Below are 12,738 nucleotides of genomic sequence, written 5' to 3'. Positions count from 1 at the left end.
CCTCGGTGCCATCCAACCCCCTGCGGTGGAGGGTTCCTGTGATCCCGCGTCCCGGTGATGTCCTGATCGTCGACAGCCGTGCGTCGGTGCAGTTCGGCGGCGGGCGTGAGCTGGTCTTCCGTGTGATCGCGCTGGGCGTGAAGCCGACCTATGACGGGTGGGGCTGGATCACCGGCTATGTCCTCGACCGCGACGGCAACGCGGTTGAGCGCCGGAAGATTTTCGTCCAGTTCGAGGGGCTGCGCCGCTTCCCGCGATGACCGGCGGCCCAGAGCAAGGGGAGAACCCAAGGTGAGCGTCTTCGTGACTGCCGCTGTCCAGGAACAGCTCGACTACGCACAGTCCCAGATCGATCGGCACACAGCTGCCAGCGGGAACGGGCGGTGCCTCGCCTGCGGTGAGGAAGACCCGTGCAGCCTCCGGCTGGTGGCGGCGCATGTCTTCACCCGCTACGGGCGCCTACCGCGTCGTGCTCCCGGTACATCGCGACCGGAACAGGTCGGCACCCCGAAAGCCTGGTCCGGCTGGCTCAACGGCTCCACCGGTGCCAGCGACTCGACCGGCTGACCAATCTTGTTCAGTCGTGCTGACAGGCCTTATCGTCCTGTAAGCACATGCTGAGATCGTCAAACTGACCTGGTGGGTGGATCCCAATGGCGTACGAGATTCCGACGCCGAAATACCTGCGCGTCTTGAACGCGCTGCGTGGCCGCATCGAGGACGGGACGTATGCGCCCGGCGCCGGCCTTCCGTCCGAGAGTCAACTCTGCGATGAGTTCGACGTGTCCCGCCCGACGGTGCTGAAGGCGCTGGGCATCCTCAAGCAGGACGGCTGGATTGAATCTCAGCAGGGCAAGGGCAGCTTCGTCCGGGGGCGTCCGCCGTCCGGCCGGACCTCGCCGCAGTACGCGCGGGATGCCATCGACCTGGACGAGACGGCCGAGACCGAGATCCTGCACGTCGGCCCGGTTCTCGCTGCTCCGTGGGTGTCCGCTGCCCTGGGCATTCCAGAGGGCACTCCGGTCTACGAGCGGCGGCGGCGCACTGTGTCGGCGTCTGGGCCGATCGATCTGATCTCGACGTTTGTGCCGGTGGACATCGCGGTCGGCACCGACGTCATCAAACCGGAGCCGATCTCCGGAGGCCTGCTGGAGCACATCAAGGCCAAGAAGCGCCTGCGCGCCGACTTCGCCACCGAACGGATGACTGCCCGCCGGGTCGATGACGCGGAAGCCGGCGCCCTGAACGTGCCCACTGACGAGGCCGTGCTCTCTGTGGTGGTCACGGCTCATCAGTCGTCCGGCGCACCGATCATGACTTCGCTGATCGTGATGCCGGGGAGTCGCCACGAGATCGAGGACTCGTACCCACTGTCCTAATTGATCATTGCGCCATCTGAAGACCGGACATAGGTCGTTGCCTGTACTTACAAGCTGACATAACTTGTAAGCATAGGCGGATGTCATGTTGACGTCCGTGCGATCAGGAGGTCAGGTCCGGATGGTCCCGCTGACGTTGAAAGTCCCCGTCCCGTTCGACTATGTGTTCCCGGCCGGAGTGCTCTGCCTCGGCGTGGAGGCCGCTGTCGACTTCGATCGCCGCAACGAACCGGACAGCCAGGTCCGCGACAAGGAGACCGGCGAACGGGTCTGGGTGGTCCGGGTGCTCGACCTCGATCCGGCCGCCGGAAAGTTCGGTCGTACCACCGAGGTCAAGGTCAAGATCTGCGCGCCGCAGCAGCCGGTCCCGCCTGCCTCGGCCGTGCCGGGCTACCCGCCCGCCATCGAGTTCGACGGTCTGACGCTCACGCCGTACGTCGACTCCCAGCGTTGCAAGGGCGCCGGCTCATGCAAGGCACGAATGGCGTACTCGCTGCGAGCGACCTCGATCCGTCCGGCCGTTGTCGGCGCTGCTGCCTGACGACCGAACGCGCGGGCGGGCCGTTTCCCCGCCAAGAGTCCCGGCCCGTCCCGCGCGGCAACCCTCACTCCCATTTCGATGAAGGAGGGCCTGGTGCCCACCGTAGTTCAGGCTGACCTGATCACCTTCGCCGCCGATCTGTCCGCCCTGCTGCGCGACCGTCCCGGTGCGACGACCCCGACCGACGAGCGTGCCGACTGGTTCGATCGCAAGGCCGAGCTGCTGGAGCGAATCGCCGCCACCGACTCGGAAGCGGCCGACCTCGCGACGGCAGCACGAGCGGAAGCTACCCGCATCCGTACGGGTGGTGCGGCATGAACGCTCGCCGCATCGACCGCAAGCTCAGTCGGACATCGGCTCAGATCGTCTACGCGTTCCGCTGGATGACGGGACGAGCTGACTTGGCCGTTGTCCGGGCGTACCGCTGCTCCTGGTGTTTGGTCTGGGTCTCCCCGCGCCGTTTCGACCGCGTCCACATGGCGTGCCGAGAGTGTGTCGGCTCCCTCGGCCGGTCCACCCGCCTCGGTCGGGGGTGGCGCGGATGCCGATGATCAACGTGATCCCCGGGGAGAAGATCCCCACCGCCCCTCTGAACACCCGGCTCCCGGTCTGGCGCATCCCCGGCTGGCTGCTCGCCTTCGTCTGGCTGGGACGGGGGACGTTCCGCTCGGTGGTGCTGACGGCCCGCTACTGGTGGATCACCGGCCCGGCGGCTGCCTCCTGGTGGATCGCCGACCAGCACGGTTGGCCCGTGCTCGCGGGCGTCGTCGCCGGGCTCGTGGCCGGTGCCCTCTCCTGGTGGCGACTGCATCCGGCGTCCTGGCTGCGATGCGGCTGGTACCCGCTGGTCGGCCGGTGCCGTCGGCTGTGGATCTACCGGCGCGGCTGGACCTCAGCGATGACCGCTTGTGGCCTGGTCGGCGTCCACGGCGGGGAGCGTTGGGTGCCGCGCCTGCTCGGTGTCCGCTCCAACCGATGGGGTGACCTGGTGACGGTTCGGCTCCTACCGGGCCAGCACCCGGACGACTGGGCGAAAGCTGCGCCGCGCCTCGCCTACTCGTTCAACCTCCGCGAGGCGCGTGCTCACACCACCGGTCGCCCGGATCGTGTGGTGCTGCACTTCGTCCGCCGGGATCCGCTGGTCGGCACGGTCCAGCCCTTCCCGGTCCCGGCTTCGCCGGATCTTTCCCACCTTCAACTGGGTGTACGTGAGGACGGCACCGCCTATCGCCTACGTCTGACCGGCTCACACGTGCTGATCGCCGGCGCGACGAACTCCGGTAAGGGCTCAGTGCTCTGGTCGCTGCTGCGTTCGCTGGCGGGTGGCATCGCGTCGGGTCTGGTCGAGGTGTGGGCGTTCGACCCGAAGGGCGGCATGGAGCTGGCGGCGGGCGCACCGCTGTTCGCCCGGTTCGCCTACGACGATCCCGACAGCATGGCCGGCGTCCTGGAGGAGGCCGTCAAACGAATGCGGCTGCGGGCGGCCCGGCTGCGTGGGGTGGCTCGCCAGCACACGCCGACGGTCGATGACCCGCTGATCGTGGTGGTCGTCGACGAGCTGGCTGCGCTGACCGCCTACCTGACCGATCGGAAGGTCCGCGACCGAATCCGGGAATCGCTGGGCCTGTTGCTGTCCCAGGGCCGCGCGGTCGGCGTCCACGTGATCGCAGCCTTGCAGGACCCGCGCAAGGACGTGCTCCCGTTCCGGGACCTGTTCCCGACCCGGATCGCGCTGCGGATGACCGAACCGGAACAGGCCGACATGGTCCTCGGCGACGGGGCACGCGACCGGGGAGCGATGTGCGACCTGATCCCGGAGACGTCGCCGGGCGTCGGTTACGTCGTCCTCGACGGCGTCCGGGAACCGGTCCGGGTCCGCTTCTCCTACCTGGATGACGGGGACGTGTCCGACCTGGCGGCCACCTACGGACGGGGAGCGGCCCTGTGAAGCGGATCGAGGGGCTGCTACTCGTCGCCATCCTGCTGGTCGTCGGCGGATTCGCGGGCGCGGCGTCGTTCACCCACGTCAAGGACTGGACGATGGCAAATTCCCCGGCCGGTACGGGGGAGTGGTTCGGCTGGGCCAACGCTGTGATCTCCGAGCTGATCCCGATGGCGGCCCTGCTCGTGATCCGCCAGCGGCGGCGTACCGGCGGCTCGGTCGGCTACCCGATGTTCCTGCTCGTCTGCGCGGCGGGCCTGTCCCTGTCGGCACAGCTCGCCGTCGCGAAGCCCGGCCCGTCCGGCTGGCTGCTGTCCGCCGTACCGGCGCTGGCCTTCTTGGGTCTTTCCAAGCTCGTCCTGGCCGGTGCCCCGGCAACGCCTCCTGCTGTCGCGGCTGCCCAGCCTCCGGCCTCGGTCCCGGCTCCGGCCGTGCCACCGGTCCAGGCCGCGCCGTCTGTCGTCGCGCCAGCGGCCCCGGTCCCGGCCGAGCCGGTTAGGGCGCTGCCCGACGAAAAGGCCGGCAAGGTGCCGACTCCGACTCGCCCTGGCTTGGTGCCCGTTCCCGTCACCGCGTTTCCCACTCGACCACGTGAGGCCGCTCTGTGACCGTCACCGCTCTCATCCCCGCCGACCCTCGCCCCGGTTCACGGGCCGCCCGGATGCGCCAGCCTCTCGCCCGTGAAGCCCTGACCTTGCTGGCCGAACGGAACGGCGTCTGCGTACGCCCTCTGCCTCTGCGCCGCACCGACACCATGACCGGCCTCACCGAGGTCGTGGAGATCCCGTGCGGCGCCCGGCTGGCCGCGAAGTGCAAGCCTTGCGCCGAACGCAACCGCCGTCTCCGGATCCAGCAGATCCGGGAGGGCTGGCATCTGGAAGACGAGCCTGCGGTACGCCCGGACCGTCCCGGCGAACCGGAACTCGATCTGGTGAAGACCCGCGCGCATCTGGAGTTCGACCGGGCCGCGGTGCACTTCGAGCCGATGACGCCCGACGAGCGGATCGAGCGGCTGGCCGAGCTGGACCACCGGATCGCTGAGGTGGACGAAGTCCTGGCCGAGACCGACCTCCGTGGGCGGCTGACGCCGAAGGAACGCGACGACCGTCCCCGCCGGGCGCGCTCGACCAAGCGTCGGCACGACTCCCCGGACCTGCCCCGGCTGCCCGTCGACCCGCGCACGGTCGGCCGTGCCTTCCAGGGCAAAGCGGGCCAGACCTACCGCCCGTCGATGCTGGTCACGCTCACCCTGGACTCGCACGGGCAGGTCCATTCCCACATGCGCCGGGGCGCGTACGTCGTGCCGTGCGCCTGCGGGGAGCGCCACCACCCGCACGACCCGAAGCTCGGCACTCCGGTCGACCCGGCCACCTACGACTACCGGCGGGCTGCACTCGACGCGATCCATTTCGCACGGGTGCTCGACCGCTGGTGGCAGAACCTGCGCCGGGCGGCGGGCTGGAACGTCCAGTACGCCGGCGCCATCGAGCTTCAGCGCCGTCTCGCCCCGCACGCGCACTTCGCCGTGCGGGGCACCCTGCCCCGGCGCTTGGTCAACCAGGTGGCTGCCGCGACGTACCACCAGGTGTGGTGGCCCCCGTTCGACGAGTTCGTCCACACCGTCGACCGTCCGCCGACCTGGAGCGCCGATCTGGGCGGCTACGTCGACCCGTCGACCGGGGAGACCTTGCCGACGTGGGGCGAGGCGCTGGACGCCTTGGAGGACCCGGACGCGCGCCCGGCGTACGTCGCTAGGTTGGGCCGTGTCGACGCCCGTGGCATCGCCCAGGGCACGAAGGACGCCGAGCGGTCGATCCGCTACGTCACGAAGTACGTCACCAAGGACCTGACCGAACACGCGCCGGCGAACTCGGCCACCCAGAAGGCGCACGCCGATCGCCTGCACGCTGAGCTGGCCGTCCTGCCCTGCTCGCCGACGTGCGCGAACTGGCTGCTCTACGGTGTCCAGCCGGACCGCGCCAAGCCGGGCCTGGTCCCTGGCCGCTGTACCGGAAAGGTCCACCAGCGGGCGACGCTCGGTTTCACCGGCCGCCGTGTCCTGGTCTCTCGGCAGTGGTCCGGCAAGACCCTCGCTGACCATCGCGCGGACAACCGGGCGTGGATCCGCGCGGCCCTGGGCGACCCGGAGCAGCAGGAAGAGAACCCGGCGGAGAAGGACCGGTTCCGCTTCGAGCTGGCCCGGCCGGAAGACCCGGACGTTCTGCCGCTGGGGCACCGGATCTTGAGGGCCGTCTCGGAGCGAATCCGCTGGCGGGCGCAGGTCAGAACTTTTTCGGCAACTGTCCCGACGCAACAAGCCGCGGAATCACCGACATGAGGAGGACCCGAATGGATGACGAGCTGTTGACCGCTGATGAGGTCGCTGCTCGCCTTCGTGCCACCCCGCGATTCGTGCGCCGCCTCGTCTCCGAGCGGCGCATCGAGTTCGTGAAGATCGGCCGCCTGGTCCGCTTCGACCCGGCCGCAGTCGTCCACTACATCGACTCCCACCGCGTCGCCCCGACTGATCGGGCCGCGATCCGCGCCTACGTCAGGGGAGCGCACTGATGGCCAACCAGAAGCGTCATCGCCGTTTCGGCAACATCCGCAAGCTGCCGTCGGGCCGCTTCCAGGCGCGCTATCTCGGCCCGGACGGGATCACCCGCAACGCCAAACACACCTTCGACACCGAGAAGCTGGCGGCCCAATGGCTGACCCTGATCGAGTCGGAGATCATCCGGGGCGAGTGGCACGCCCCGGAAGCCGGCGAGGTGCGTCTCTCCGGGTACGGCAAGGAGTGGATCGCCCATCGGAAGCTCCAGCCGCGCACGCGGGAGAACTACGAGGACCTGTTCCGTCTGCACATCGAGCCGATCCTCGGCCACTTGGAGCTCGGCGCCATCAAGCCCCAGACCATCCGTTCCTGGCGCGGCAAACTGCTCGCGGGTGGCACCACCGAACCGCAGGCCGTGAAGTCCTATTCACTGCTCCGGGCGATCCTCAACACCGCCGTGCGGGAGGACGAAATCCTGAAGCAGAACCCGTGTCGGATCCCGGGTTACGACCGGTACCACACTCCGGAGCGCCCGGTCGCCACCGTCGTCCAGGTCCTCGCGCTCGCCGAGCAAATGCCGGCCCGGTACGTGGCGTTGATCACCGTCGCTGCGTTCTCCGGCCTCCGGTGGGGCGAACTGGCCGCGCTGCGACGTCGACTTGGCGGCCGGGACCGTGCGCGTACCCAGGAAGTTGGCGGCTTTGAGGTCGGGCCTGGAATTCGGCCCGCCGAAGTCGGCGGCGGGCATCCGGGTCGTCGCCCTTCCGGCAGTTGCCCGCAAGGCCCTGATCCAGCACTTGGGGGAGTTCACCGGTCAGAACCCGGAGGCGCTGGTCTTCACTGGCGACAAGGACAAGCCGATGCGAACCGGCAACTTCCGGCGGTCGGTGAGCTGGTCGAAGGCGCTGGCGGACGCGGGGATGCCAGCAGGCTTCCATTTCCACGATCTGCGGCACACCGGGAACAACATCGCGGCGGCCAGCGGCGCCAGCACCCGGGAGCTGATGCATCGGATGGGTCACGCGAGCATGCGGGCGGCCCTGATCTACCAGCATGCGACCAGCGAACGGGACCGCGAGACCGCCGACACGATGGACAAGCGGATCACCAAAGGAGCGAAGGCCGACCAGCCGACGAAGAAGGCCGGTGGCAAGCGGGCGAAACGCGGCAAGCCGACAGAAGCCGACGGCAAACCCGGCAAGCGCCAGCGGGACGGCGACCCGGCTGCCTAATGGCACGCAAGATCATCCGAGTGGGTGAAAGACGAAGGCCCAGGTCGGCGAGTACGCCTTGACCTGGGCCTTCGTGGTGGAGCGGGCGACGAGAATCGAACTCGCGTAGTCAGTTTGGAAGACTGAAGCTCTACCATTGAGCTACGCCCGCGTGAGCCCTGGAAACCGCCGGGCTCGTGTACATCCTACTGAATCATCTGCCCTCCGCGCGAACCGGATTCCCCAGCAGGTGACTCCAGCGCACACGCGGGCGAGCCGACCGCATACACTGGCCGACGCCACGGGGTGTGGCGCAGCTTGGTAGCGCACTCGCTTTGGGAGCGAGGGGCCGTGGGTTCAAATCCCGCCACCCCGACTGACATCATCATCCGCAGCAACAAGGAGTACGCCTGTGAAGAGCACCGTCGAGACTCTGAGCCCGACTCGGGTGAAGCTCGCCATCGAGGTGCCGTTCGAGGAGCTCAAGCCGAGCCTGCAGAAGGCGTACCGGGAGATCGGCTCGCAGGTTCAGGTTCCGGGCTTCCGTAAGGGCAAGGTTCCGGCGGCCGTCATCGATCAGCGTGTCGGCCGTGGTGCCGTGCTGAACGAGGCCGTCCAGGAGGCGATCCCGCAGCAGATCCTCGCCGCGGTCCAGGAGCACGACGTCAAGACCCTCGGCCGTCCCGAGGTCGAGATCACCGAGTTCGCCGACAATGCGCCGCTGAAGTTCACGGCCGAGGTCGACGTCCGCCCGGAGATCAGCGTCCCGGACCTGTCCGAGATCACCGTCACGGTTCCGGCCCTCGAAATCGGTGACAACGAGATCGATGAGCAGATCAACGGCCTGCGCGAGCGCTTCGCGACCCTGAAGACGGTCGAGCGCGCCGCTGCGGAGGGCGACTACGTCCAGCTCGACCTGAACGCGACCGTCGACGGCGAGGACGTCCCCGGTGGTTCGGCCAACAACATCTCCCACGAGGTCGGCAGCAAGCAGTTGCTCCCCGGCCTCGACGAGGTGCTCGTCGGCCTGTCCGCCGGCGAGGAGGCGAACTTCACCACCCAGCTCGTCGGCGGCGACTTCGCCGGCCAGGACGCTGAGGTGAAGGTCGCGGTCCGGACCGTCAAGGACAAGCAGCTCCCCGAGGTCGACGACGAGTTCGCCCAGCTGGCGAGCGAGTTCGACACCCTGGACGAGCTCCGCGACGACCTGCGCACCCGCCTCACCCGGGTGAAGAAGGTCGAGCAGATCTACGCCGCCCGTGACGAGGCCCTCAAGCAGCTCGTCGAGTCGGCGAACATCCCGGCGCCCGAGGGCGTCGTGAAGGACGAGGTCGAGGGCCGCAAGCAGGCCATGACCGACCAGCTCGAGCGCATCGGTGCCAGCCTGGCCGACTACCTGGCCTCGGAGGAGAAGACCGAGGAGCAGATCGACCAGGAGCTGACCGAGGCCGCTCAGGAGGGCGTCCGGATCCAGCTGCTGCTCGACACCGTCGCCGACGCCGAGGACGTCCAGGTCACCGACGACGAGTTCGGTCACGAGATCGTGCACCGGGCACAGCGTGCCCAGATGCAGCCGCAGCAGTACTACGACCAGCTGGTCCGCTCGGGCTCCGCGGCCGCCGTCTTCGGCGACGTGCGCCGGGGCAAGGCGCTTGCTTCGGTGATGGAGCAGGTCACGATGAAGGACGCCGACGGAAACACGCTGTCGCTGGACGACCTGCGCGAAGCCGACGAGCACGCGGGTCACAACCACTGATCTGAGCGACTCTGAGCGACTCTGAACGGCCACCGCGCACCGCTTCCGGTGCGTGGTGGCCGTTGTCTTTTCTTTGGTACGGCGGGGCGATGCGCTGTCAGCGAACACCTGCCCGAGCGGGAAGCTGATGCGCATCCGACCAGTTAGGTTGGTCGTACGACGGACAACCTGCCGGCCGGATTCCTCGGCCGACACAGCAAGCTGTGAAGGGCTGCCATGACCGATCTCCACATCCCCACCGGGCCAGTGTCGCGGCGAGGTGGCGGCGACACCCTGAGTGGCAACCTCGACGACTCGGTCTTCAATCGCCTGCTGCGCGAGCGGATCATCTTCCTCGGCAGCGAGGTGACCGATGCGAGCGCCAACCGCATCTGCGCCCAGCTGCTGCTGCTTTCCGCCGAAGACCCCGAAGCCGACATCCACCTCTGGATCAACTCGCCGGGCGGCTCTGTCTACTCGGGTATGGCCATCTACGACACGATGCAGTTCATCGACAACGACGTGCAGACCGTCGCGATGGGCATGGCTGCCTCGATGGGACAGTTCCTGCTCTGCGCCGGCACGGCCGGCAAGCGTTTCGCGCTGCCGCACGCCCGCATCATGATGCACCAGCCGTCGGGCGGTATGGGTGGCACCGCCGCCGACATCGCCATCCAGGCCGAGCAGATGCTCTACACCAAACGCATGTTCCAGGAGCGGATCGCCCACCACACGGGCCAGACGCAGGAACAGATCGCGGCCGACTTCGACCGGGACCGCTGGTTCACGGCCGGGGAGGCGAAGGACTATGGCTTCATCGACAAGGTGATCACCGGGGCCACGCAGGTCCCGGACGGTGCCGGAACGCTGAACTGAGGAGCTGAACCATGACCGACCTCTCTATGCCTCCCGGCTTCGCTCCGGTGCACAACCGCTACGTGCTGCCCTCGTTCTCCGAGCGCACCTCGTGGGGAATCAAGGAGTCGAACCCGTACAACAAGATGTTCGAGGACCGGATCATCTTCCTCGGCGTGCAGGTGGACGACGCGTCGGCCAACGACGTGATGGCCCAGCTGCTGACGCTGGAGAGCACCGACCCGGACCGCGACATCCTGATGTACATCAACTCGCCCGGTGGCTCGTTCACCGCTATGACGGCGATCTACGACACGATGCAGTACGTGCGCCCCGACATCAGCACGGTCTGCCTGGGCCAGGCGGCCAGCGCCGCGGCGGTGCTGCTCGCCGGTGGCACCCCGGGTAAGCGGATGGCGCTCCCGCACTCGCGGATCATCATCCACCAGCCGGCTACCGAGGGTGGTTACGGCCAGGGTTCCGACATCGAGATCCAGGCCCGCGAGATCATGCGGATGCGCACGCAGCTGGAGGAGCTGATTTCGCATCACTCCACCCGGCCGATCGACCAGGTCCGTAAGGATATCGACCGCGACAAGATCATGACCGCGGACGAGGCCAAGGAGTACGGGCTGGTCGACGTCGTCCTGGCAACTCGCAAGAAGAGCCTGCAGACGTCCGGCGTCTGACGTCGAGTCCGCGGTGTCAGGGGTCAGGTCGGCAGGCGCTAGACTGACCGACCCCTGACACGCCCGTTTTGGGGGGTCGGAGAACTGCCCCTTTGCGGGTAACGTCGAGTCTGCAGCCTCAGGTACGCGGGCCGGCGGACGATAGATGGCAACGAGGCATTCCGTCCTCGGACCAGGACCGGTCGACGGCCGGCCCATTGAATGCAGGGAGAACGTAGGTGGCACGGATCGGCGACGGTGGCGACCTACTCAAGTGCTCCTTCTGTGGGAAGTCGCAGAAGCAGGTCAAGAAGCTCATCGCGGGCCCAGGGGTCTACATCTGCGACGAGTGCATCGACCTCTGCAACGAGATCATCGAAGAAGAGCTGGCCGAGACCGGCGAGGTGAAGTGGGAAGAGCTTCCCAAGCCGATGGAGATCTGCCAATTCCTGGACACCTATGTTGTCGGCCAGGAACAGGCGAAGAAGGCTCTCTCCGTCGCGGTCTACAACCACTACAAGCGGATCCAGGCCGAGTCGAACGGCGCACCCGGTGGGGGCAGCGACGTCGAGGTGGCCAAATCCAACATCATGCTGATCGGCCCTACGGGCTGCGGTAAGACCCACCTGGCGCAGACCCTGGCGCGAATGCTCAATGTTCCCTTCGCCATCGCGGACGCCACGGCACTCACCGAGGCGGGTTACGTCGGCGAGGACGTCGAGAACATCCTGCTCAAGCTCATCCAGGCCGCTGACTACGACGTCAAACGTGCCGAGCAGGGCATCATCTACATCGACGAGGTCGACAAGATCGCTCGAAAGAGCGAGAACCCGTCGATCACCCGTGATGTCTCCGGCGAGGGTGTCCAGCAGGCGCTGCTGAAGATCCTCGAGGGTACGGTCGCGAACGTCCCGCCTCAGGGCGGCCGGAAGCACCCGCACCAGGAGTTCATTCAGATCGACACCACCAACGTGCTGTTCATCGTGGGTGGGGCCTTCGCGGGCCTGGACCGGATCATCGAGCAGCGGGTCGGACAGAGCGGCGTCGGATTCGGCGCGCGGCTCCGGTCGATATCCGAGCGGAACACCGACGACATCTTCAGCAAGGTGATGCCGGAGGACATGCTCAAGTTCGGCCTGATCCCCGAATTCATCGGCCGGCTTCCGGTCATCACGACCGTCCGCAACCTCGACCGCGAGGCGCTCATCAAGATCCTCACCGAGCCGCGGAATGCGTACGTGAAGCAGTACCAGCGCCTCTTCGAACTCGACGGCGTCGAGCTGGATTTCGACGAGGGCGCGCTCGAGGCCATCGCCGATCAAGCCATGCTTCGTGGCACCGGTGCCCGCGGCCTCCGCGCGATCATGGAGGAAGTCCTCCAGAACGTGATGTTCGAGGTGCCCAGCAACCCCGACGCCGCCCGGGTGCTGATCACCCGAGAGGTCGTCGTGGAGAACGTTATTCCCACGATCGTTCCGCGCGAGTTCGTCGGTCGTCGACGCCGCCCCGATCGCGAAGAGAAGTCAGCCTGACACCGGGCTTCTCGCACTGAGCTTGCAGACTGCCGCTATCCCACGGGGTGGCGGCAGTGTTGTTTGACTGCCTCCTCGGGGGATGGGGCAGTGCAGTCCGCGCTCCGTGTCCGTCCGGTGTGTGAGCAGTCCCGGAACGGGGCCGGTGCACGTACGCTCGATTCATGCGCGTCGCCGTCTGCCAGCTGAATTCACGCGAAGACCGTGCCCGAAACCTCGCTGTGGCCCGTGATCTGCTAGAACGTGCCGCCGCCGGGGGCGCGAAGTTCGCGGTACTCCCGGAGTACGTCGACTTCCTCGGGCGCTCCGCCGACGCGCCGA

The 12,738-nt window shown here is 67.6% G+C and carries 15 protein-coding genes, 2 tRNA genes and 1 pseudogene (1 of these 18 only partly in view); 17 read left to right on the top strand and 1 reads right to left on the bottom strand.

Going from position 1 to position 12,738, the window contains the following annotated elements:
- The first annotated feature begins 38 nt into the window (after window positions 1-38).
- The 11 genes and pseudogenes from BLU81_RS27420 (at window position 39) to BLU81_RS50910 (ending at window position 7,648) form a co-directional block, all read left to right on the top strand.
- On the top strand, window positions 39-260 hold the full coding sequence (locus tag BLU81_RS27420) for a hypothetical protein (RefSeq protein WP_172890630.1): 222 nt from the start codon (window positions 39-41) through the stop codon (window positions 258-260).
- 43 nt (window positions 261-303) lie between these two features.
- Window positions 304-567, top strand: coding sequence for a hypothetical protein (locus tag BLU81_RS27415; protein WP_157751807.1), 264 nt, complete (start codon window positions 304-306; stop codon window positions 565-567).
- An 86-nt stretch (window positions 568-653) separates the two neighbouring features.
- On the top strand, window positions 654-1,379 hold the full coding sequence (locus BLU81_RS27410; RefSeq protein ID WP_092547437.1) for a GntR family transcriptional regulator: 726 nt from the start codon (window positions 654-656) through the stop codon (window positions 1,377-1,379).
- 121 nt (window positions 1,380-1,500) lie between these two features.
- Entirely contained in the window at window positions 1,501-1,920 is a 420-nt protein-coding gene (locus BLU81_RS27405) for a hypothetical protein (RefSeq protein ID WP_092547435.1), read from the top strand.
- Window positions 1,921-2,013: 93 nt separating this feature from the next.
- Window positions 2,014-2,238 (top strand): hypothetical protein, encoded by a 225-nt coding sequence (locus BLU81_RS27400; protein ID WP_157751806.1) that lies wholly within the window; start codon window positions 2,014-2,016, stop codon window positions 2,236-2,238.
- 223 nt (window positions 2,239-2,461) lie between these two features.
- A complete protein-coding gene (locus BLU81_RS27395; RefSeq protein WP_092547431.1) occupies window positions 2,462-3,868 on the top strand; it encodes an FtsK/SpoIIIE domain-containing protein in 1,407 nt (468 codons plus the stop codon).
- Window positions 3,865-4,470, top strand: a complete 606-nt coding sequence (locus tag BLU81_RS50920; protein WP_231953538.1) for a DUF2637 domain-containing protein — start codon at window positions 3,865-3,867, stop codon at window positions 4,468-4,470. Before BLU81_RS27395 ends, BLU81_RS50920 begins: the two co-directional genes overlap by 4 nt.
- Before the next feature lie 53 nt (window positions 4,471-4,523).
- The gene (locus BLU81_RS27385) at window positions 4,524-6,200 is read left to right on the top strand and encodes a replication initiator (protein ID WP_092557705.1); all 1,677 of its coding nucleotides are present in this window, start codon (window positions 4,524-4,526) and stop codon (window positions 6,198-6,200) included.
- Window positions 6,201-6,211: 11 nt separating this feature from the next.
- Window positions 6,212-6,430, top strand: coding sequence for a helix-turn-helix domain-containing protein (locus tag BLU81_RS27380; protein ID WP_092547429.1), 219 nt, complete (start codon window positions 6,212-6,214; stop codon window positions 6,428-6,430).
- Window positions 6,430-6,741: pseudogene (locus tag BLU81_RS50915) on the top strand (site-specific integrase); the annotation flags it as partial. The gene BLU81_RS27380 and the pseudogene BLU81_RS50915, both read left to right, overlap by 1 nt.
- Window positions 6,742-7,117: 376 nt before the next feature.
- The gene (locus BLU81_RS50910; protein ID WP_231953536.1) at window positions 7,118-7,648 is read left to right on the top strand and encodes a tyrosine-type recombinase/integrase; all 531 of its coding nucleotides are present in this window, start codon (window positions 7,118-7,120) and stop codon (window positions 7,646-7,648) included.
- A gap of 77 nt (window positions 7,649-7,725) precedes the next feature.
- Here the strand turns inward: BLU81_RS50910 and BLU81_RS27370 are convergent.
- Window positions 7,726-7,799: transfer RNA gene (locus BLU81_RS27370), tRNA-Gly, on the bottom strand.
- Between the two features lie 130 nt (window positions 7,800-7,929).
- On the opposite strand from BLU81_RS27370, the gene BLU81_RS27365 reads away from it, so the two are divergent.
- The 6 genes from BLU81_RS27365 to BLU81_RS27340 all read left to right on the top strand — a co-directional run.
- Window positions 7,930-8,003, top strand: a tRNA-Pro gene (locus BLU81_RS27365).
- A 36-nt stretch (window positions 8,004-8,039) separates the two neighbouring features.
- Window positions 8,040-9,383, top strand: coding sequence for a trigger factor (tig, locus tag BLU81_RS27360; RefSeq protein ID WP_092547427.1), 1,344 nt, complete (start codon window positions 8,040-8,042; stop codon window positions 9,381-9,383).
- A 216-nt stretch (window positions 9,384-9,599) separates the two neighbouring features.
- A complete protein-coding gene (locus BLU81_RS27355) occupies window positions 9,600-10,238 on the top strand; it encodes a ClpP family protease (protein ID WP_092547425.1) in 639 nt (212 codons plus the stop codon).
- Between the two features lie 11 nt (window positions 10,239-10,249).
- A complete protein-coding gene (locus BLU81_RS27350; protein ID WP_092547423.1) occupies window positions 10,250-10,906 on the top strand; it encodes an ATP-dependent Clp protease proteolytic subunit in 657 nt (218 codons plus the stop codon).
- Window positions 10,907-11,124: 218 nt separating this feature from the next.
- Window positions 11,125-12,417 carry an ATP-dependent Clp protease ATP-binding subunit ClpX gene (gene clpX, locus BLU81_RS27345; protein WP_092547421.1) on the top strand — a complete coding sequence of 431 codons (1,293 nt, stop codon included), beginning with the start codon at window positions 11,125-11,127 and terminating at the stop codon, window positions 12,415-12,417.
- A gap of 164 nt (window positions 12,418-12,581) precedes the next feature.
- Window positions 12,582-12,738 carry the beginning of a carbon-nitrogen hydrolase family protein gene (locus BLU81_RS27340; protein ID WP_092547419.1) on the top strand. The gene runs 638 nt beyond the window's last position, so only the first 157 of its 795 coding nucleotides appear in the window; its start codon is at window positions 12,582-12,584; its stop codon lies off the right edge, out of view.

The organism is Actinoplanes derwentensis (assembly GCF_900104725.1).
Lineage (GTDB): Bacteria > Actinomycetota > Actinomycetes > Mycobacteriales > Micromonosporaceae > Actinoplanes > Actinoplanes derwentensis.
Note: the sequence above shows the minus strand (reverse complement) of the source record. Positions and strands in the feature narration are given on the sequence as shown.

Excerpts from the sequence above, each read along its gene's own strand:
- BLU81_RS27410 (WP_092547437.1), top strand. The coding sequence starts at position 654 with ATGGCGTACGAGATTCCGACGCCGAAATACCTGCGCGTCTTGAACGCG.
- BLU81_RS27395 (WP_092547431.1), top strand. The coding sequence starts at position 2,462 with ATGCCGATGATCAACGTGATCCCCGGGGAGAAGATCCCCACCGCCCCT.
- BLU81_RS27380 (WP_092547429.1), top strand. The coding sequence starts at position 6,212 with ATGGATGACGAGCTGTTGACCGCTGATGAGGTCGCTGCTCGCCTTCGT.
- BLU81_RS27355 (WP_092547425.1), top strand. The coding sequence starts at position 9,600 with ATGACCGATCTCCACATCCCCACCGGGCCAGTGTCGCGGCGAGGTGGC.
- BLU81_RS27385 (WP_092557705.1), top strand. The coding sequence starts at position 4,524 with ATGCGCCAGCCTCTCGCCCGTGAAGCCCTGACCTTGCTGGCCGAACGG.
- BLU81_RS27350 (WP_092547423.1), top strand. The coding sequence starts at position 10,250 with ATGACCGACCTCTCTATGCCTCCCGGCTTCGCTCCGGTGCACAACCGC.
- BLU81_RS27405 (WP_092547435.1), top strand. The coding sequence starts at position 1,501 with ATGGTCCCGCTGACGTTGAAAGTCCCCGTCCCGTTCGACTATGTGTTC.